At 65.9% G+C, this 23,289-nt stretch carries 1 protein-coding gene (running past one end of the window); it reads right to left on the reverse strand.

Annotated features, from left to right (window positions below; genetic code table 11):
* Positions 1-23,289: the 3' portion of an LEPR-XLL domain-containing protein gene (locus ACROSR_RS06625; protein ID WP_432683314.1), read on the reverse strand. The gene runs 9,048 nt beyond the window's last position; the window shows 23,289 of its 32,337 coding nt (coding positions 9,049-32,337); its start codon lies off the right edge, out of view; its stop codon occupies positions 1-3.

Genomic DNA, 23,289 nt, shown 5'->3' on the forward strand with positions numbered 1-23,289 from the left:
TCACGACCCTACCGGGGCGGGCTCGAGCAACCAGTCATCCTCGATATCGTCCTCTGCGCGGGCGCGGTCCGGCTGGCCGCCGGGATTGTCGACGATGTCATCGATCAACCACAATCCGCCCGATTCGTCCACATAGGCGAACAGGGCGCCATCGGCATCGATCAACTCGATCGCCGCCCCGTGATCCCCGCCGGCCACGGGCCGGGTGCCGCTTTCGACAAACGTGCCGCTGTCCTCGTCATAGACGTAGATTGGCACGGCCCCGAGCGGCGTGGCGGGCGTTCCGTAGGTGATCTCGATCTCTGATCTGACGAAATCGTTTATGCGGTCACGCCCCGGCCGATCGGCGCCGGTATCGGCGATGATGCGCGGGTTGATCGTCGTCGCATCCCCTGTCAGCGCCGAAACTGTCGGCAGGGGATCGGTCGTGCCATCGTCGATTGCCGCCCCGTCCGCCAAACGTGGCCCGGTCGGGATGACGGCCGCGCCGAAGATCGCACCGTCATTGACCGTGCCCCGGCCGGGGACCAGCCCGCGTTCGGATTGCTGGACGAACTCTCCGCGCTGCCCGGCGACGAAACGCGGCAGCCCCAGTTCGCCGTACGGTTCGCCATTCGTCGAGGCAGGCAGCCCGCGATCCGCGAGGATCCTGTCGGCATCCGCCGCGCGGGTCGGATCGGACCCGCCCGAGACCCCCATTTCTTGCGCGTAATCCGCCAGGTCAGGGGTGTAGATGGTGATGATCGTCGGCGCCTCGGCTGCGGTGTAGGGCAGGAAGGTTTCGTTGAAATCACCCGTCCAGTCGATGATCCTGTCGCCTGACGTGTTGGCGATCATGATGTCGCGCCCGGCCCCGCCATAGGCGAAATCCTCGTAGGACGCGTCCTCGTCCGGGACGTCGTTGACGCCCGCCGGATCGCCCGCGTTGACGCCGCCACTGGTGAGATCATCGTCAAGGCTGATGAAGTCGTTGCCATAACCGCCGAACACCGCGTCCTGTCCAGTGCCGCCGAACAGCATGTCGTGCCCGATATCGCCGAATATCTGGTCGTCGCCATCCGATGGGGCACCGTCCGACGATCGCGGATCCGGCGTGCCCTCGCGATGATCCGAAAAGAGGAAATGCGGCGCCGCATCCGGTGCCAGTGATAGCTGGTTCTGGTCGTCGTAGCGCAGCGCGGCGCGGGGCGTGTCCGAAATCAGCAGCGGCAGATACGCCTCGTGAACGCCGGGAGACTGTTCGCCGGCGAAATAGGTGGTGTTGACCTCGGCCACGTTGCCGGGATTGAACGGCGTGTCAAAGCTGATGATGTTGCCGTTGTGATCCTGCGGGCCCACCGATAGCGGCAGCGCCTCACCGCCCGAGATGGCATCGTTGCCCACGCCGCCATGCAGGTAGTCCTGACCCCAGCCACCAAAGATGATGTCCGAGGCATCCGTGGCCTCCCAATACATGTCGAGCGGATCGTCCGGGTTGGTGCTGAAGGGCGTCACGTTCACGGATTTCACCAGCTTGCCGCGTTCATGCAGCACGGTGCGCAGGGCACTGTAGTCGTCGGATATGCGCAGCACGTCGGTTTCCGGCAACGCGGCCAGACCGTAGAGCGGCGCGCCATGATCGGTCGAGTTGCGGCGGGTCATGATGCGCCCGTCATCGCCGATCACGCCATCGACCCCCGTGCCGCCGGAAATCCAGTCATTGCCGGTACCACCGATGATATCGTCGTTCTCGCCATCGCCGAACAGCACGTCGTCGCCCAGCATCCCGTAGATCACGTCGTCGCCGGTCTCGCCATGGATCTCGTCCGCGGCGCCGTTGTCCAGCGCTGTCGCCGGGGCATCCATGTCGGCCCCGCCGGGCGTGTAATCGAGCAGCGTGACCGCCCGCGGCACCACATGCGCCTTGTCACTGTAGGTGTCATGCGCAAAGCGCAGATAGTCGCCCGACGTCGTCCCGAAGGTGCCGACGATGCGCATGATATCGGCATTGTCGCCCACGATCACATCGGCGTCACGGGCATGACGCGTCTCGCCCGACGCCCCGGCGTGATTGCGGGTGATCGCCTCGCCGGTGCCGCCAAAGATCATGTCCGACCCGTCGGGGCGCAGCGTTTCCGGCCCGTCGAGTCCGAAGAAGCTGGAGGAGCCGCCGACGATATCGTCCTGACCGAGATTGCCGAACACGACATCGGCGCCGCCGCCACCCTCGATGTAATCGTCACCGTCGCGGCCCGCGCCCATGAGGTCACCCACCGACGCGTTGACGATCAAGAGCCCGTCCGCATCGCGCCGTGCATCCACACCGGTGCCGCCGAGGTGGTCGGCCATCCCGTCGCTGTCGTAATCGATGCTGCCATCGCCCTGGATGGTGTCGTCGCCAAGCCCGCCGAACAGCATGTCATCCTCGGACCCGCCGGCGATGTAATCCGCCCCGTGGGTGAGGAAGGCCGGCGTGTCGGAATGATCCAACAGCGTGATGTCGCGCCCGGGCGTCCCCGCAGGATCGCCCTGTGCGGCGTCGGTGACAAGGCTTTCGCCGTCGTCATCGGCCCCGGTGCCGTAGATCTGGCCGCCCTCAAGAGCACGCATGCGCGGGCTGAGCGTGTCGCTGCGCCGTTCGATGATGCCATTGTCGCCGAGGATCGCATCGTTGCCGGCACCGCCGTCCAGCGCGTCCGCGCCGTCGATACCGCCGGCACGGTTGTGCCCACCGATGATGTCGTCATCACCCTGCCCGCCGAAGACGTGGTCAAAGCCCTGGCCACCAAGAATGAGATCATCACCGGCCCCGCCGTAGATCATGTCGCTGCCGCCGCCATGGCGCAGCCCGGTATCGATGGAGGTGAGGCGCGGCGCGCCCGCGTCGCCCGACATGAAGAGCGCCGGGTCAAGCGCGCCGATCACCTCGGCATGGTCGCCCGCGATCAGGTCATTCCCGGCCTTGCCGTAGATCGTGTCGCCGCTGGTCCCCCCCAGGATGACGTCGTTGCCGGCACCCGACTGGATGACATCCGCGCCGCCGCGCATCGGATCGCTGGTGCGCACGAGGCGCGGCAGGTTCACGCCCGCATCGGGGTTGAGGAAGACCACCTCGCCATGGTCACCAAGGATCACGTTGCCCGCGTCAAAGGCCGCCGACCCTTCACCCGCATTGGCGGTGATGTGATCGCCGCCCTGCCCGCCGATCACGATATCGGCGCCAAGGCCGGTCGTGATTTCGTCCGGGCCCCCATGCCGGTCGGCCATCGTGACGATCCGTTGCAGATTGATCGCACGGCCAAGCGCGGAAAGGGTATCGCTGACGCGTCCGGTGATGGTGCCGTGATCGCCCAGAACGATGTTGGCCCCGTCGCCCGCGTGAATGGTGTCGCTGGTATCGCCGCCGAATATGATATCGGCCCCGGTTCCGGTGGTGATCACGTCGCGCCCGCCATAGCCCGGCTGATGCGTCGCGAGCCGTGTTGCAATCGGCTGTGGCGTGGTCGGACCGGCCATGGCGAACTGCACATCCCCGTGGTCGCCAAAGACGATATCCGCCTCATCACCGCTCACGCTCAACGTGGTGTCGATCAGGTCGCCCCCGGCACCGCCAAAGACGATGGCCGCGCCGGCCCCCGTGCGGATCTCGTCGCGCGCGCCGACCTGCGGCGCGAGCGTCTGCGCCCGACCCAGGTTGATCAGCGCGCCCCCGGCCGCCGCAAGCGGCGCGGTCCCGTATCCATTCAGCAGGGCGTTGTCCCCAAAGAGGACATCGCGCCCGCCGGACGAGGTGATCCGGTCGCTGCCCGCGCCACCGATCAGTATATCGGCCCCCGTGCCCGAGGACAGCGTGTCATCACCGCCGATCGCCGGGGCCAGGCTTTCGATCAGGTCGATCGCACCGGCGTCGCCGTCTTCGACGATCCAGTCGATCACCCCCCCGTCACCAAAACCGATATTGTTGCCCTCGGCCATGACCAGCGTGTCGTCCTCTGCGCCGCCGAACGCGATGTCATTGCCCGCGCCGGCCTCGATCACATCGTCACCACCGGCAGCGTGCAGAACCGTCTCGATCCGGGCGAGCGCGCCCGTGGTCTCGATCCGGTTGGTGCCGGCAAGCTGCGTGATGATGCCGGTATCGCCCATCAGGATGTCGTCGCCATCCCCGCCGCGCAGCGTATCCGCCCCCGGCGCCCGCGTGTCCGCGCTGGTGAAACGCGGCGTGGCATCGATATCGGCAGCCACTGTCAGGTCCCGCGTGACCGGGTCGAGGCGGAACCCGTTATCGCCATAGACATGGTCGTTGCCTGCACCGCCCTCGATCAAGTCGTCACCACCGCCACCGGCCAGGTGATCGGTTGCCTGGCTGCCGAGAATGGTATCGTCACCGATCCCGCCATAGGCCACGACGCCAAGCCGGGTCGGATCACCGAAATCGATGGCCGAGGCATCGATGAGATCGCCATGATCGCCGGGGAAGTCGACCGCGTTGAAAATGCGCGCATTGCCGTTGGGCACGCCACCGCGATAATCGTAGCGCGCCCCGTCGGTGTCGGTGTCGCCGTAGAGCACCAGAAGCGACGCCGCCCCGACCGCGGGCTCGGAAATCTCGTTGGCGATCAGCGTGTCGGCCCCGCCGCCGCCATGGATGACGGTGATCGGCCGGTTGACCACACCCTCGGCCGGGTTGTCGTAATCCGACGAGACGTTGGTGCCGTCGATTGTGAAGGTATCATCGCCCTGCCCAAGCATCAGTTCGATGATCTCCATCGTCGAGATCGAGATGCCCGAGTCATATGTCAGATCCGGCATGCCTTCGCCCTGCGAGAAGGTCACGGTGCCGGTGCCCATGCCAAGCCCGTCGATCAGCGTGCGGCCATCGGGCGTATTGTGCATCCGGCCCGTGTCATTGATCCCCGATTCATCGTTGAAGATGTTCACGCGGTCGGTCTGCACGGCCTCGTCGGTGACGGACTGGATGTCCTTGGGGCCGGGATCGGACTCGGCTGGCAGCATGACGGCGCTGAAAAGCTCGCGCTCGCTGGTGGCCCCGCCGTCGAGGATCAGCGGTCCCCTGATCTTGGATGTCGCGTGTTCTTCGGTCGGGAAGGTCTTGGTCACATTGTCCAGCTGGCTGGGTTCGAAATCCGGATCGGGTTCCAGTTCGACGGACACCTCCTGCCACCAGTTTGTCTGATCGAACACGACCTGCCCGACCTCGACCGTCAGCGAGGCATCAGAGATATTCTCGTTCTCGATGGCGATGGCGGCGGGCAGGATCAGCGCGCTGCCGTCGTCGCTGATCCCGGCGATGCCGAAGGTGCCGCTATTGGCAAAACTGCCCGAACCGCTGACATCGACACGCGCTCCGGCGCGGAACCCGTCATCAAGGAAACTGCCGCCATCCGTGCGCTCTATCCGGTCGGGACCGTCAGCCACCGCGATGAAGCGGATCGGGATGTTGCTTGCCTCGGCCACGGTGACAAGCCGGACGCGCTGGTCCTCGGCCAGAAGGTCTGCGGCGGCGACGTCTTCGGTCACGACCTCGGCCGCGTCAGACAGGATCAGCGTGCTGCCATCCGCCGACAGCTCGACCACGTCGAACAGGCCATTGTTGGCGGCGTCGGACGCGCCGCCCACGGTGATCGTGGCGCCGGCGCGCAGGCCGTCGGCGATGAAGCTGCCGCCATCGAGACGCTCGATCGTATCCGGGCCGCCCGCAACAGATTGAAGACGCAGGGAAATCCCTGAAAGGTTCGCCAGTGTGACAGTGGCGCTCGGCCGCACTTGCGACTGGCCGTCATCAACAATGCTGATCGTGACCGGCGCATCGGGCGCCGAGGACAGGCGCAGGGTATAGTCGTCCGTCGTGTCGAGACTGTCATCCTCGGAGTCGATCAGCAGGGTGTCGCCGTCGGTTTCGCGCATGATGACCCCGGCGCTGTCGCCGTCCGACACCGTGGCGGTCAGCGACTGTTCCGCGACATCGGCGTAAATCGCGCCATCGGATGTCATGGTGTGGACGATATCCACACGCTCGGTCCGGGCCTCGGGATCGGCCGATGTACTGTCGTCGGGTGTCGCGGTGATCGTGACGGTCTGCGGGCTGTCCCAGTTGCCGTGATTGAATGTCAGGACATTGCTCGAAAACTGCAGATCGCCGGAATTGGACGTGTCGCCAATCGTGACGGTGACGGTTTCGCCAACCTCGGGCCGGCGCGCCAGTTCCACGGTGTAGGTGTCTGTGATCCGGGTCGTCGCATCGCCCTCGTGCACGAAGGTATCCGCGCCGCTTTCCCGGATGCGCAGTTCCGCCTTGTCGTTGTCGAGAACCGTCACCTCCTGGTTGGCGACCGCAACCCCGTCGAACGCGGCATCGCCGCTGTCCACCGCATGAGAGATCAGGACGGTGCGTTCACCTTCCGCCGCCGCGTCGTCGATCGCCCGGATATCGACGGTCTGCACGCTGTTCCAGTTGCTCGCGTCGAAGGCCAGTACGAGGCCATCGGTGAACCCGCCCGCCCCGTTCGCGCGCATCTCGACGGTCGCGGCCTGCTGGCCGGACACCGCGATTTCGGTGGTCGGCGCGACATCCTCGGCAAAGCCGGTCTCGACCGTGATCGTGCGCCCGTCAGCCGAGATCGTGTCAATCGCATAGGCGCCGGTATTGTCGCCCGCGCCGGTCAGCGAAAGCCCTTGCGCGTCGTGGAACCCATCATCGAACCAGCTGCCCGTCGTCCGGGTAATCTGGTTGCCGGTGATCGCGACCTCGGTGCCCGCAGCCATCGTCGGCACATCGAGACGGCGATCCTGCCGCGATGCGATGCCGGCAGAGACGGTGACATACACGGTCTGACCGGCCTCGGGCGCCTCGGCAAGGCGCATGGTGTAGCTGTCGGTCATACCGCCTTCGGCCACGGTGGTGTCACTGCCGGTATTCTCGATCACCACCTTGCCGATATTGCCGTCGGCGATGGTCGTCCCGAGGCCAGGCACGGCAATATCCTGGTAATCGCTGTCACCCGAGTCCGAGACATGCTCGATCGAGCCGGAGCGCCCGTCGAGATCGGCGGAATAGATCCGCTCGGTCACGTCACCGGCGACGTTGAACGTGTCCGATCCCAGCCCGCCGATGATGTTGGTCACGGTGTTCGCCGCAGTGGACTGGATGAAGAACGTGTCATCGCCTTCCAGACCGTCGACCTCGATCGCTTCTTCGACGTTGGACAGCGTGATGTTCAAGCCGGAGCCAAAAATGCCGTCCTCGTTGATGACGAATGTATCATCCCCCTCGGTGCCAAGTGCTACGACCGTGTCGAACCCGGCACCCCCGTCGATATCGACGGGCGCGTTGATGTTGTAGCGCACATTGTCGTCACCGTCCCCGGCGCGGACCTTGACAAGGCCCTGATCCACCGCGAGATCGGCCCCGGCTAGAAGGAAGGCGCGCACGACGAATGTGTCGTTGCCATTCTCGCCCTCCATCCGCAGTTCGCCCTTGTTCGAGTACACGGTGAACAGGTCCGCGCCCTCGCCGCCGAATGCCGTGGTCGCATAGCTCAGCCCGCGCGACAGGAAACCGCGTGTCGTCTCGATGGTCTCGATGCCGTCGCCCGGTGCGATCCCGTTGGAGACCGTGGCGCCGGTATCGGGGTCGGTGAAGCTGCCGCCCGCCACCGGCTCGGATCCGAACATCTGGCCGAACTGGAACGTGTCGTCCCCCAGTCCGCCATCCATCGTGACGATGGTCGAGTTGTCGTCGGAGATGAACAGGTCGTCGCCATCGAGACCTATCAGCCCGAGGCGCCCGTTCAGGCTGCGGTCGTAATTGACCCGTTCGACCGTGTCCGGGCGACTGGGATCGATTCCGCGGATCTGCGCCTCGGTCCCATGCATGAGCGCGGCAAAGCCGGCGCGGCTGAGGAACGCATCGTTTTCGGACGTGCCGCGGATATCCATCCGGTCGGCCCCCGCATCCGGCCCGATCCCGCCCGAATCGGCGACATCGATCTCGTAGTCGATTTGGGCCGCCGCACCGGACATCGAACCCCAGGTCTGGATCACGATGTCGTCGGCATGCATGCCGCCATCTATCAGCAGGCTGTCATTCTGGCCTTGCGCGTCCAGGCGCGTGACCTCGATCCGGTCCTCCTGCGCGCCGCCCGAAAGCGTGACCTTTGCCGACAGATCCGTCGGGTCCTTGATCACCAGCAGATCCTGTCCGGCCTCACCGGCCACATGCAACACCGGGGTCGTCACGGTAAGGCCCTGGAGGCGCACGATATCCTTGTCGCCACCGGTCATGATGTCGATACGGTCGCCCGCGACCAACGCGCCGGTGATCAACACCGTGTCGCGCTGATCCACCGCACCGGCCAGCCCGTTCGGACCGGTCGCACCGGTATCGATGCGCAGCGCGCCACCGGCATCGACCAGACCGGCGATATCGACATCGCCGCCCTGGGCGTCGACGCGCGCGGCGTCCACCACCAGCGTTGGCGCCGCAGTGCCAAGGGCCCCGGTGCCAAGTTCGGTCGCGACATCGGTGAACACCGAGATATTGCCCGAGGCCCGCAAGGTCGCAGTTTCGGCCACGATCACGTGGTCGCCCGCGTAAAGCGCGATGTTGCCGTCCAGCGCCTCGACCGTCACGCCGGCCTCGACAGTGATGGTGTCGACATCCTCTGCCGCGCTTTCATTGGCCACGATCACGACATCGCCGCTGCCCGCCGCGATCCCCGCAGCGGCCGTGAAGGGACTGCTGGCGCTGACATAGATCTCGGTGCCCGCCATCATTGCCGTCCCGGCGGGCGCGTTCGGATCGAGCGAAGCCGTCAGATTGCCGTCATTGTAAAGATAGGTGCCAAGATCCCGCGACACTGACTGGATTGAGTCGATCCGGGTGGCAAGTCTGCGATTGTCGGCCCCGATGGAGCCTTGCGCGACCAGAACCGCACGCCCCGCGACGATGTTGGCCGCACCGAAGGCCGCCACCGCGGCGGATGTGCCGCTCGCGTTGAGAATGCTTCCGGTGCTCGCCGTCAGGTAGACGGTGCCCGTGGACCCGCTTTGCGCCACGTCCAGCGCCATGTCATCGGCCGTCTCGCGCACATGAATGTCGCCTTGCAGGGCATTTGCGTTGAAGACGCCACCGGTGGTGTCGATGTCGATGAAATTGGTCAGTTCGCCGATCGTGTCCTGGATCGAGACCAGCTTGACGCTGTGGCCGATCACGTTGGGTCCGGCATCGTTCGGGTCATCGCGCATCCCCGGCTCTGCCGTCAGGCGCACAAAGGTGCCCGCACCCCCCGTCGAGGTGACCTGAGCGATGTTCATCACAGCGCCAAGCACCGAATCGCCCGCCTCGAAGATGTAGATGTCGCCCGCCGCCGTCGCGGTCAGCGTGCCTGCACCCCGCGCCTCGATCTCCAGGTCGTTGCCTTCGCTGCCAATGCTGCCAGAGGCACCCAGGGTGATGTTGACGGCCTCGATATTGACAAACGTTGAAGCGATCACGTCGATGATCGACCCGGACGCCGCCACGAGATCGACATCGCCGCCACCGGAAAAGATCGTGGCCACGCGCATGTCGCCGGCAATCTCGGTCAGCAGGATATCGTCCTGGGCCCGTGCGGTCACGCTGCCATTATCCGCGAGATCCATCAGGATACGGTTCTCGGGATCGCTGCCGTCCGCCTGTCGTCCGATGCCGCCCTGCCCGCTTTCGAGGATCAGATCCTTGGCATCGATATTCGCGCCGTCAGAGGCCCGACCGCCGCCATTGATGATGTTGCCGCTGGTCTTGATCCGAAGCTGGCCGTCCACGTCGGTGCCGTCACCCACCTCGATCGTACCCAGCACGACGTTCTCTTCCGAGCCGATATAGCTTTCGCCCTTGGCCAAGACCGAAAGCGTGCCGCCCGCGTCGATGTCGAGATCTTCGCGTTGCTGGACCTGAACCGCGGCGAGGGCCACGTATTCGTCCACCCGCAATGTCACGCCGGTCACGGCGCCCTCTGCGTCCGGACCCACGGATGTTGTCAGTGGCGTTCCCTCAAGAACGATCTCGTCATCGCTCACCGACGCTATGGTATAAAGGGTATCGGCCGAATTGACGTTATCTTCGAGCAGCGCGACCTGCGCGTCCTGATCGGCGGCCGTGTAGGCCGGTGTCGTGGACAGCAGGATCGTGTCACCGGCCTGCAGCCCGTCGGCAACGAAGCTGCCGCCATCGGTGCGGGTGATGGTATTCGCGCTGGTGATGTCGACGACTGAATCCGAGACTGCACCGCGCGGGTCGTTGACAATGGCCGAGACCGTGACATCGACACCGATTTCGGACCGCCCGACGCTCAGCGCGGACTTGGCGAACACTGTCGCCGTCTCATCGAACGTTATGGTGTCACCATCGACCGACTTGATCGAGTAATACCGCTCGTCCTCGGTCGCGTTGGCCGAATTGCCCTGCACCTGGATCGTCTGACCCGCACGCAGTTTCTGGTCGTCGTCAGCAACACCGGAGTTCCAGTTACTGCCATCGACGCGTGTCATGGTGTTGCTGGCGGCGTCGAAGTTCACCTCGGCGTCCTGAAAGGCGCTGATGACAAAGAAGATATCCGACCGTTCCGCAGCGGCGACGATCAGCCGCTCTTCCTGGGTGAGCGGAGTGCCATCGGCGAGGATCACGGTGACCGCGCCCTCGGTGCGCCCGACACGCCCCGACGACACGTCGAGGTTGATGTCACCGCCGCGGATATTGGCGTTCTCGATTGTCGTGGTGGTGTCGGTGACGGGCTTCAGCAAGCCGCCCCCGATGCTGTTGAGAAGCTCGTCCTCGGTCCAGATCTTGATGCCGGATTCGATCTTGTCGAGCTCTGCCTGCGTCAGATCGAGCGCCGCGAACCCGTCCAGCGCATCGGCCGCAACGCGGTTCGCCGGATCGGTCAGATTGCCGCCAATGTCCTGAAGCCACGCGTGCAATTCGCGGAATTCGATGCTGCGCGCCGCGCGCAGCTCTGCCAGACGTTGCGCCGCATACTGGTCGGGGTCGGTGCCGCCGGGCGCCTCTGCGCGGTACCTGTCCAGCAGCGAGTCACGCTCGATCGGGGTGATCGGCAGTTCGGCAGAGCCGTCCAGAACATCCGCCAGCGTAGTGTCCGGGATATCGGCGACATCGGGGTCGTTGCTCAGGTCGATCAGGTCGCGCCCGGCCCAGTAGTCGAGGTAATCCTGCTCCTTCTGACTGCGCTTGGCCTCTTTCGCCTTTTCCAGCTTGTCAAACGCCCCGCCGGTTTCCGTGGCCTCGTCGCCCAGAAGCTCCATGTCGCTCCAGACACCGGCGAGAAGTTCGGCCTTGGCGCGTTCGTCCTCGAAGAATATCTGGTTGCCGTCCAGCAGATCGCCGGCATTGACGGTGATGCCGATCTTGCCGGTATCCGATCCGATCACCTCGAACAGCTTGAGATCGCCCGCGGTCTCGACAACATGGACATCGCCAAGGGCGGCACGTGCGGTCAGCGTGTGACCGCGCCGGTCGCCGGTATCCAGCAGGATGGGCGACGCCTCGGTCCCGATGGACCCGGTATTCGCCTGAAGCACGATCTGCCCGCCGGTCACCTCGTGGCCGGTCGCCGCGATCCGGTTCTCCGTGCTGTCTGCCAGGAATCCGATCGTGGCTGCCGTCGTCAGGTCATTGACCGCGCGCAGCAGGCTGCCCTCGGTCGTGATGTTCACCTGGTCGCGGCTCTCGATCGTGGTTCCGAACAGGGTGAAGCTGCTGGAGCTGTCGATGGTGCCCAGCTTGATATCGCCGAATGTCTGGTTGAGATGGATCGCCCCCCGCGACACCGCGTCAAGCTGGCTGTCGGCCAAGAGGAAGGGCGGGCCGCCGCCGGTATCCTCTTCGGGGTCCTCGAATTCCTCGGACCCGTCCAGCGTCACGGGTTCGCCGGGGATATTGCCCGAGCCCGTGGCCGGGGCACGGTCGTCCACCCCGACCCTTATGTCGAGCGGTGTCACCTCGGACCCGATACCACGGCGCCCGTCCAGAACCACAATGCGCCCGCCGACATAGGGTGCCGCGCCATCCGCCGCGACGGCCTTGCCGGTGATCCGCCCGTCGGTGATCAGCGAGGTTATCCCGGTGGGGTTGATCAGCGCGCCGCCGACTTTGATATCGGCCCCGCCGGCATCCACGGTGATCCGCCCTTCGTCATACCCGATGAAATCGATGCCGATCTGGCGGTCGGCCTCGATCGTGTGGCTGTGCGTATCCTTGCGGTCGTTGATCGTGGTGAACTGCCGCCAGGTCGAGGTCTTGCCGTACCAGGTCGTGTTCTGTTCGTACCCCGTCTGCTCGGTCTCGCCCGGCGTGACCTGCCGTTCGAAATTATAGGTATAGGCCGCGCCCTCATTCGGATCGAGGAAGAAATAGTTGGAATTCGGGATCAGTTCACGGCTCAGGACAGTGCTGTCCACGATCGGCACCCCGGTCAGGTCCGGGATCAGGAAATCGATACCCAGCCAGGAATTTTCCGTGACCTCCTGGATGATCTCCTCGCGCGAGCCTTCGCCCACCTTCCAGCCATAGCGGTACCCGTCGCGCGGCGTGTAGGTGGCGCTTTGGTCGATGCGGCCCTCGGCGTTGATGCCACCCGAGACTTCGCTGCTGCCCCGCCCCCCGCTGATCAGGTCGGTGCCGGTAAAGGTCGGGTTGATCAGCCCGTCGGTGCGCTGCACCTGGAAATTCTCGTCGACCTCGTAGCGCGTCCAGAAAAGCGCCCGGTCAGAGCCATCGTCGCGCACGCCGCGGCCCTTGTCCTTGAGGATGATGGTGCCCTCGCCCTGCCGGCTGACATCGAGATCGCGCACGTCGATGGTCAGACCGAAGCCGTCGAGGATGGACATCTCGTTTATGATCGAGATCCGTGGATAGCCTGCATGCGCGATCAGATTGCCTTCGCGCGTGTTGGTGATTCGCCCCTCGATATCGATATAGCCACCGGCGGGCGCCATCGGTGTGACGATCAGGCTGCGGCTTTCGACGTCGAAGGACAGCAGGAAATCGCGATTCGTCAAATCGATCGACGGGATGTCGCGCCCGGTGATGATCGCATTCAGGATGTCGATCGCGACACCGTTGTCCAGCGTCAGGTCGAACGTATCTTCGCCGGCCTGGATGGTGCCGTTGATGTTGACATAGCCACCTTCCAGAAGGATGCGATTGGCCTTCAGGTTGACGGTCTCCGCCTCGCCGGTACGGTCGTTGAAATACTGGCCCGTGCTGCCGCCATCGCCCTTGATGAATTTGTCATAGTCTTCGTTGTCTTCCGTATCGGCCTCGCTCGTGCCGTTGCCGATCAGGCCCGACTCGATCCACTTGCCATAGGGATCGCCTGCCGCGTGCAGGTCGCCCTTGGTCGCGATGTCGATGGTGCCGCCCACGTTGACGATCTGGTCCCGCACGAAGACGTCACCCTCGAACACAGCATTGACTTCGTTCGGCCCTTCCGGCCCGAACACGGCAAAGCTGGCCATCGGCGCGAATATATCGCCCTTGAAGGTCAGCGTCTGATCCGGCGGAATGATGCCGCCGATATCGTTCGGATCAAAGCTTGCATCCGGTTCGCGGACATTCTTCGTCACCCGGACGTCGATCTGCGGCCCGTTCTGGTCGCCGAAGCTGTCGGGCGAGAATTGCAGCGACGGGGTTATGACTGTCGCGCGTCCCAGGAAGGTATCGCCGATGAACCCCGAGGAATCCAGCGGCGCGTTGTCCTTGCTGACGCTCTGCTCGTTCTCTTCCCGGATCGCCGCGTTGACGTCGGAAATGCTATCTTCGTTCGTCACCTCGGTGCCGTTGAAGAACAGCCCGCCATTCACCGCGGGGATGGTGATGTCGCCAAACTCCATCGAGGCCGTGGTGTCGTTGATCACCCGTACCGTCACGTCGGTCGGCACGTCGAACTGCCCGGAGCCGTGCAACTGGTCGGTCAGCACACGGACCCGGCCCGCCGAGGCGAAGATGTCGTCAATCTTGATCACGACATCCGTGCGGTTGACCGGAACGACGGTTCCGTCGGCCTGACGCGACGCCTCGCCCTGCGCAACCATCTGGTTCTCGATCCGCGTGATGTCTTCCAATGTGGCGCGGACGAAATCGCTGGTCGCGGGGTCCAGTAAGTTGCCATTGTCGTCCGTGCCGTATTGCAGCAGCTTCTTCCTGAGCTGTTCGAGCGCCAACTGACCCGACGATTTGATCTCCTGTTCGACCAGTTCTGCCTTGATCAGCAGCTCGCCCGTCTCGGGGTCGACGGTGCTGACCCGGTCATACAGCGCGTCGGACGGGATCGCGTCACCCGGCATGCGGAAAACCAGCGCCCCGGTCTCGCTGCCGTCATCGACGAGATCGTCGATATAAAGCTCCATCACGCGGCGCTCGCCGGTGCGAATGGTCCCGTTGTTGATGACCTGACCGCGCGCATCGGCCAGCCCTTCGCCCGGCCCGGTCTCGGTGTTGTTGCCGCCGAAGGCGCTGTCGATCGCGTCACCCACCGCCGAGACCCAGTTGGTGGCCTTGGCCATGCCGATCACCGACCCCAGACCCAGCTCGTCGGCGTTGAGGTCGATATTGCCATAGCTTTCGACCAGCGCACCGGCCTGCACGTCGATCACATTGGTGACGAAATAGATCGCGCGCGTCTCCAGATCGTTGATCGGAATGGCCGAGCCCGCGAAATTGTCCGTGCGCGCCTCAAGGTTCACATCCTCCAGCGTCAGGTCGCGGTCGGTGCCGGTGGACATGAACATGTCGCGTTCCGACAGGACCTTGGCGCCATCCTCAACCGTGATCCGGTTGTCGGGGTACAGGTCGATGAAGGCATCGCCGATGGCCACGGTGCCCGCGCCGTAGGTCTCGGAATAGGATTGCACGTAGATGTCGTAACTGCCCGAGACCTCGAACTCCAGCTCGCCGACGGCATGCACATCGGCATCCTCCGCGACCAGGATCTCGCCCTTGAGGCGGGCTGTGTTGCCGTCCAGCCCGCCATCGAAGGTCAGGTAGGAGCCCGCACCGGACAGCGCGCCCGCGGTCAGCAGCCGCACCTTGGTGGTATAGGCGATCTCGTTGCGGACAGTGGCGTTGAGCACGCCGTCATTGTCGGTCGTCTTGGTCTCGGAGTTTGAATCGAAGATCACGTTGGTGTCGAAATTGACCCGTGTCAGGCTGTTGACGCTCGCGCCCGATATCGCGCCGCCGGTGTCAGCCTCGATATCATTGCCGCTGCCGGGGCCGGGCCGATCCAGCCGGTTCGACGCGCCCAGATCCATCCGCCCCGCGGTCACGCGGGCATAGCTGCCGACTTCGGTGTACACATCGCTGTCGATCACGTTATCGGCATCCGCCCCCGCACCGGCGATCGCGCCGTAGGATTCGGTGTCGACCTCGGTACTGACCTTGCTGGTCTGCGTCGACGACATCTTGAACAGGTCGGCCACGTTGATGACCGCTGCGGTTCCGGTGCCGGTGGCATCCGCGATGATCGCGTCGATATCAGCGGTCGAGTGGGTTTCCGGCCGCGCGGCCGCCCCTGATGCAAAGCCGTACGCGCCGGTGCGTGTGCTTGCCGTGTTGTCGCTGTTGCCGCCTGCGGTCACGCTCATGGTGTCTGCGGTGATGTCCGTCCCCGTGCCGACCCGCGCCTTGACGGTGACATCCGTGGAGGAATTGGCATCGGCCGAGCCGACGCCGATCAGCCCTGCGGACGCCGCCTGCGCCTCGGTCTCCTGACGGGTGGTCGAAGAGGCGCCGATCGACAGATCACCGGCCTCGATCAATGCGCCATCGACGATGTCGGCGGTCACGGTGTCGGTGTTGTCGGCGACGGCGTTCGCCGACTGGACCCCGATCAGGATACCGCCACCCGACGCCTGCGCCTTGACCCGCGACGAGATGCCGTCACCATTGGTCCCCGGTCCCTGCGCCGTGGCATCCAGCGATAGCGTGCCCACGTCGATCAGGTCACCGCCCGCGCCGATATCGGCGGTGACGACCGCGCCGGTCAGGACCTCGGCCTCGCTCACGCCGATGGCGGCGGTGGTGGCGACGGTGATCCCGCGCACTTCGGCATCGGTCCGCATCTTCGAGACGGAATCGATATCAAGCGCCCCGGCCTTGACCCGGACACCGCCCACGCTGGCATGGGCATTGGTGCGGCCCGCCTCGGGGCGGGTGTTGATGGTCGCGACCGATCCGCCGGCCGCCAGACCGAACAGCCCCGCCGCCACGCTCAGCACATCGACGCGCGCGGTCAGATCCGCCTCTGTCGTGGCGTTGACGGTGATCGTGCCCGCAACGTCCACGAGATCCTGCGCCCCGCCACCGGAAATCGCGGCGCGCACCTCGCTGGTGGTGCGGATATTCGCGAACGCCCCGCCGCCCGACGCCGCAAGTCCCGGCCCGATCGCAGCCGACAGCGCCGCGGCGCGCGATGTCGCGCTGACCGTGCTGTCGTCGCTGGCACGAACGGCCATGTCCCCGGCCTCGACATCCGAATCCACGACCTCGGCGGTCACGGTGTTGTCGATGGTGTTCTCGGCCAGCGACACGGAAATGCTTGCGGCGAAGGCCGCGAAATAGCCAACAGACACCGACAGCGCGGCCGAATTGACGTCAGATACGATCGTCGCCGCATCGGTCGCCTGAACGGTGACCGTGCCCTCGGCCGTCAGGTCCGAATCGGTGACCGTGGCGATCACCGCATAATCTATGGCGTTTATGGCGTTCACGCCCGCCCCGGCGCCGGACACGCCGACACCGCCCGCGGTGATCGCGGCGGCCATCGAGGCGACGAACGCGTCGATCGACGATGTCATGGTCGCGGTCACGTCGATATTCGACGCCGCGGTCAGGTCCGCATCGACAACCCGTGCGAAAACCCCGGTGCTGTCGCCCGCGCCGATGTCGTTCTCGACATAGGACGATCCGACGGCGATGCCGACCCCAACGCCGCCCACCCCGAGCGAGGCTGCGGCCGAGATCACGGCGGCCTCGATCACCGCGTCGCCCGTGGCGGCAACGGTGATCGCCTGTCCGGGAACGCTGGCCTGCGTGCGCAGTGGCACCTCGAAGGGCACGTAGCCCGCCTTGGCGAAGGTATCGCCATTGGTGTCGATGGGCGCGCTGGTATAGACGACGCGCCCGGGCGAGGCCGCGCTTTGCGCCGTCAGTTGCTCCATTATGGGCGTGTAGATAAACCCGTTGCCGGACGGATTGGCGGTCACGTCAAACCTCGGATTTCCGTTCGTGTCCAGTGACTGAACGTACAGATCCTCGCCTGCGTATTGCGACGCCAGGTTCCCTGTCTCGTCGAACAGGATGCTGTTGATACCGTCGCGCGCGATCGTGGTCTCGCCCGGCACCTCCGTCAGGCGTCCCGGCGCCAGCATCGACACGCCCTCGACATGCGCGCTGGTGGCGTTGCGGATGCGGTTCACCGCGCCCGCGCCTGCGCCGGACACCGAAACCCCCACGCCGCCGCCGCTGATCGCGATGGCTGCGGCGGCGCTGATGGCCCGGATCGTGGCATCGTCCATCGCCGTGACCGATATGCCCCCGTTGCGCGACACGACCGCGCCGGTGGCACCGGTCACGCCATCATCGGCGACGATCATCGCGTCCACGGTGTTGTCGATGACGTTCTCGGCGATCGAGATACCCAGCGAGACCGCGACCCCCACGCCCCCCAGGCCGAGGCTCAGCGCCAGTGCGCCCGCGGCGGTGTCGATGGACGAGGTATCGGTCGCCGAGACCGACACGCTGCCCGCGTCGATGCTCTTGTCATCATCACCGGTCTGCGCGGCCCCCATGCGGATCGCCGCCGTCGTCTCGCCGCCGATCAGGTTCTCGGCATAGACGCCGGACCCCGCGACACCCACGCCGACAAGCCCGCCGCTGACCGCCGCCGAGCCGGCGAAGACCACCGCGTTGATCGCCCCTTCCGAACTGGCCAGAACGTTCACCGCACCATCCACGTCCAGCGTGCTGTCTACGATTTCGGCCGACACCGTGCCGCCGGCATCCGACCCGTCGATGTCATAGCCAAGGTAATTCTGCGCCACCGACACACCGATGGCGACACCCACGCCGACTTTGCCGACACCCACGGCAAGCGATGTCGAAACGACGGCGGCGTTGATCTCGGCAAAGCTGGTCGCGACCACGTCCAGATCGCCGGCCTGAACGTCGATCTTGCTGTTCTCGATATGCGCGCGCACCGTCGATTGCACGGAATTGACCGCGAACGCGCCAGCCCCGGCCACGCCAACACCCACGGCCCCGCCGCCCACGGCGATGGACGCCGCGCCCGAGATCGCGTTGATCGTGGACCGCCGCGCGACCAGATCGCCGGTGTCGTCGATCGCCAGCGACCACGCGCTGCCCGCCTCGTCCACAACCAGCCAGCGGCCGGCCGGATCGCGGGCTCCGTCATCTTCGGAGTAGCCGTCCTTGATGATGCTCAGCCGAAGATTTCCGACCACCGTCTGATCGCCGCGCGCGGGATCGCTCAGCGCCGCCTTGAGCACCTCGAGGAAGGCGCGGTCGGACACGAGATCATCTTCGTTGATCCGCTCTTCCACGACCTCGTCCTCGCGGTCCGGATCGTCGACCCGCGTGCCGCTCGCGTCGTATCCGTCCATGTCGGTCCCGGCGGCATCGTCAAGATATTTCGCCAGATGGTCCACGGTCTGGAGATTTTCGAGGGCCACAGGTGGGGTCACACTTGGCAGCCCGAGTTCATCCGCGAGTTGAACGGCAATCGCGGTCAGATCGACGTTGTCGAGATCATTTCCCAACGTGGCAGACGTGCCCATCCCAAGCGGCCCGTTGGCGGCGGCGGTCTGCGCGGCCACGCGCACGCCGTCGCCATCTGCCGTCATTCCGGTGGTGACGACATCGTCGGCATTCACGATGAAAGCCGACACATCGTTCGCGACGGTGTTGAACCCCAGCGAAACGCCGATGGAGACGGCCGCGCCCGTCGCGCCAAAACCCGCCGCGATGGCGGCCGCGATGTTGGCCGAATTGATCTGGCTGTCGTCCCCGGCGCTTACCGTGATCGTCTCGGCGCTGATGCCATCCACGCCCGACCCGTCGATGAAGGCGGTCACGTCGCTTGCCACGCGGCTTTCCGAGACCGAGGCAGAGCCCGACACGGCAACCCCCACGCTGCCCCCCGCAACGGCGGCGGCTACGGCGAGGTTCGCGCTTTCGATGGTCTGTCGGGCGGCGGCATTGACCGTGACCGCACCCGCGATATCGAGGCTGCTGTCGGTGATCGACGCCTCGACCCGCGCGCCCGAGGTGTCGGGGCGCACGAGATTGACCTCGCGCCAGCGTTCCTTGTTGGCGTAATCGGCCTGCGACAATACGACCTTGTCGTCGGTGGTTATCTTCCCGTCAGGCACCAGGGGATCATTCGGACCGCTCGTGTCGGAATTCGGGCCCAGCTTGGTGGGGTCCGGGGCCTCTTCCCAGCCGCTGCCGAAAACCAGGCTGGCGACATCGACATCCTCGACCGCGTTGCCGGTACGCTCGAAGAAGGTCCCGTCATCCGCCCGCACCAGATCGCCCTTGGCGATATCGACACCGCTATCGGCAGAGGTGTAGAAATTGGGATAACTGTCTGTACTGCCGATGAATTCATAGGTCCGCCCGGCATAGACACCCTCTTCCACGCGCACCGTGTTGCCGGTCCCGAGGGTCTTGTAATCCAGCGTCTGGCCGCTGGTGAAATCGGCGGTGGCTGTGCCGAACTCCCAGCCGATCATGTTGCTGGCATAGCCGATCCCGATGGCAACGCCGACCCCGGTGGACCCGCCTGCGACCGACAGCGCCGCGGCGGCGATCCCCGCGCGCACCTCGCCGGTGCTGGTGGCCAGCACATCCAGCGCGCCGTTATCCGTCACGATGTCGCTGTTCAGGATTGTTGCACGCGCGCCGTTGGCGGTCTTGTTGAAGGCAAGCGCGCCCGCCCCCGACACCGCGATACCGGTCGAGCCAAAGCCCGCGGCAAAGGACGCGGCCGCGCTGAGCGCGGCGATCCGGGCCGCGTCGTCGGCACTGACCTTGACGTCGCCATCGGCCGCCTGCACGCCACCGGCGCCCACATTCTCGATCTTGGCGTCGGTCGTGCCGGAGATGTCGTTGCGCGCCACACTGGCACTGATCGACACCGCGACCCCGGTCGAGCCGAAGCCCGCCGCGATGGCCGCAGTGGCCGCTGCCGCGCGGATCTCGGATTTGGTTTTCGCCTCGACCGTCACGCTGCCGCCGTCGATCGACGGGGTTGCGGCGTCAAGACCGGCAAGGTGGCCGGTGATTGCCGCAGTGGTGTCGGCGTTGATGACGTTATTGATGAACACGCCCGACCCGGCCACGGCCACCCCGGTGGAGCCTGCGCCAATGGCCACGGACCCCGCCGCGCTCAGCGCGTTTATTGCCTGATCCGAGGTCGCGGTGACCGAGATCGCGCCGTTCTCAGCGCGCAGTCGGCTGTCCTCGACCAGCGCGGTGGTCGCCACGGGCTGCGCCGTCCCGCCAGCGGTCTCGCCGATCAGGTTCTGTGCAATGGCGGCGCCGATCGCGACGCCGACACCGGTCTTGCCGCCACCCACTCCAAGCGCGACCGACAGCACCATGGCGTTGATCGAGCCCTCGTTGAGGGCATCGACGGTGATGTCGCCGGTCTGGGCGGTGATGTCGGCGGCGCTGACATGCGCCTTGGTGGTCGACAGGATCACGTTCTGGCCGGAAGCCCCCGACGCCGCGACCGCGACGCCGGTCTTGCCCAGCCCGACCGCGGCCGAGGCCGCGACCGTCAGGGCATTGATGGTCATCGTGTCCGCCGTCAGCTGATCGCCGTCCAGCGACAGGCTGAAGGCTCGGCCGGACCCGTCGACCAGCACCCAATCCTGGCGGTCTGCGGATTGCGACAGCCGCAATTTGTCGTACTCGGCATCCGTCGCCGCGGTCCCGTCGGCAATGGTGCCTTCGATGGTCTGCACACCTGCAGCCAGAAGCTGGGGATCCAGCGCCGCGACCACCGCCTTCAGCGTGGCGCGATCGGCATCGCGGTCGGCCTTTTCGACAACCTGGTAAGTGACGGCAAGGTTGCCACCGTCCTGCGCCAGATCGAAGGCACGCCCGTCGCCGTCGATCAGGGTCCAACCGCCGCTATCGGCAACCAGCAGGCGCAGCGCATCATAGTCCGCATCCGTCGCCGTGGCACCCGACGCGATCGTGCTTTTGATCGACGCGGCCTCCGCACTGGCAAGCTCGGCATCGAGGGCCCCGACAAGCGCCTTCAGCGTATTGCGATCCGCGTCGCGGTCGGGCTTGGACACCGAGGTATAGCTGACTTTGAGCGTGCCCCCGGTCACGACAAGATCGAAGCTGCGCCCCGTCGGGTCGAGCAGAACCCAGCCCCGGCCCTCGGCAAGCAGTGTCAGCTTGTCGTAATCCCCCGGCACGAGACCGCCGTCCGAGGCGATGAGATCGGCCACCAGAGGCGCATCATTGGCCGCCAGCGCGGTATCGAGGGCCGATACGAGCGCGGCCATGCGCGTGCGGTCGGCGGCCTCGTCGGCATTGTCCTCGCCGTAGCGCGTCAGGTCGTCCAGCTGCGCCCGGCCGAGCGGCGCGCCGATATCGACACCGTCGCCTTCGACGGTGTCCAGTTCGGCGGCGGCGGTAAGAGCGGCCGCGGTGACCGGCGATCCGATATTGGCGGCGTCGCCAGCGACTGTGTCGGTTTTCGTGGCATCGTCGAGCGCGCCTGCGGTTACGCTGGTCAGGCTGGCGGTCACGCTCTCGGGCGGCGCGACACGCGCCTTGACCAGGACGCCATCCCCATCAGCGGTGGCACCCGTCGCGGTGACATCCGCACCCTCGATCCGGGCCGAGACGTCGTTCTCGACCTCGTTGAAGGCCAGCGACAGACCGATGCCGACGGCGACGGCGGATTTGCCGGATACAGCGGCCGCCACGGCCGCCCCCGCGGTTGTCGCGTCGATGACGCTGGAATCCGAGGCATCCACCGTGATGGTGCCTGCCGTGATGTCGGTCGCCGCCCCGGTGATCGCCGCGTCGGCATCGGCGGCGATCCGGTTGCGCGCCGCCACCGCCCCGGCCGCGACAGAGACCGCGCCCTTGGCCGACCCGGCCAGTGCCGCCGCGACCGCCGCCGAGGTGGCGGTGATCGACTGCGCCGAGGCCGCCGTGACCGACACCGCGTCGGGGGGCGTGTCACCGGCCTGATCTGCGATCTGCACATCGTTCAGGAAGGCCTGCGTGCCCGCGTCCGACACTTTCTGGATGCCCTGACGTTCCCACAGCTGGCTGTCCGCGTAATTCTCCAGCGACAGGTCCACGCCATTCGGCACCGGATCGCCGTCGAGGTCGAGCGTCTGGCGCGGGCCGTCGCCGACATATTTGTAGACCTGCCCCGCACCGGGCCTGTAGCCGTTGATGCGGACGTAATCGCCGGTATTGACGGTGGTCAGCAGCGTTGCGTCGCCGCCGGGGGCGACATAGGCGTCGTGCACCGTGGCCCCTGCGGGCAGCGTGACCTCGGGCTCGTCAAAGCCGATATAATTCTCGACATAGACCACCCCGATGCTGACCGCGTTGCCCTTGCCGCTGAGGCTGACGCTCAGCGTGCCGCTGACCGCGACGACATCGGCGTCGATCCGGCTGCTGCTGTTTGCGTCCACGTCAACGCGCCCGGCGTCTATGTCCGCCCCGGAAATCCCCGCCACGGTGCTGCCGCGCACGCGATTCACGGCGATCACACCACCGCCCGAGACGCTGGTGTCATTGCCGCCGCCCCCACCACCGGCGGTTGCGGTCAGGACGATGGCGGTCGCGGTGCCGGTGGCGGTCATTACCGCCGCGCGGTCGGCCTCGACGCTGACGGCGCCCTGCGCCGACAGGTCCGTGCCCAGGACCCGCGCCGCCACATCGGACGTGATGTCGTTGCGCGCGAAGGTCGCCGCGAGGGCCACGTTGCGCGCGCCGCCCTTGCTCAGCGCGGCGGACATCGAGGAGGTCTCGATTTCCGACGTGATCTCGGAGGTGTCGCCGGCCTTGACCGTGATGTCGCCGCCCGTGCTTTCGACGAGACCGCCATCCTGCACCAACGCCGACGCCTCGGACGCGGTGCGGTTCATCGCGATCACCGCGCCGACCGACACGTTCTGCGCGCTGTCGGCCACCGTCAGCCCGGCGGCGGTCGAACTGTTGACGATCCG

This window comes from Roseovarius tibetensis, from assembly GCF_050896375.1.
GTDB lineage: Bacteria > Pseudomonadota > Alphaproteobacteria > Rhodobacterales > Rhodobacteraceae > Roseovarius > Roseovarius tibetensis.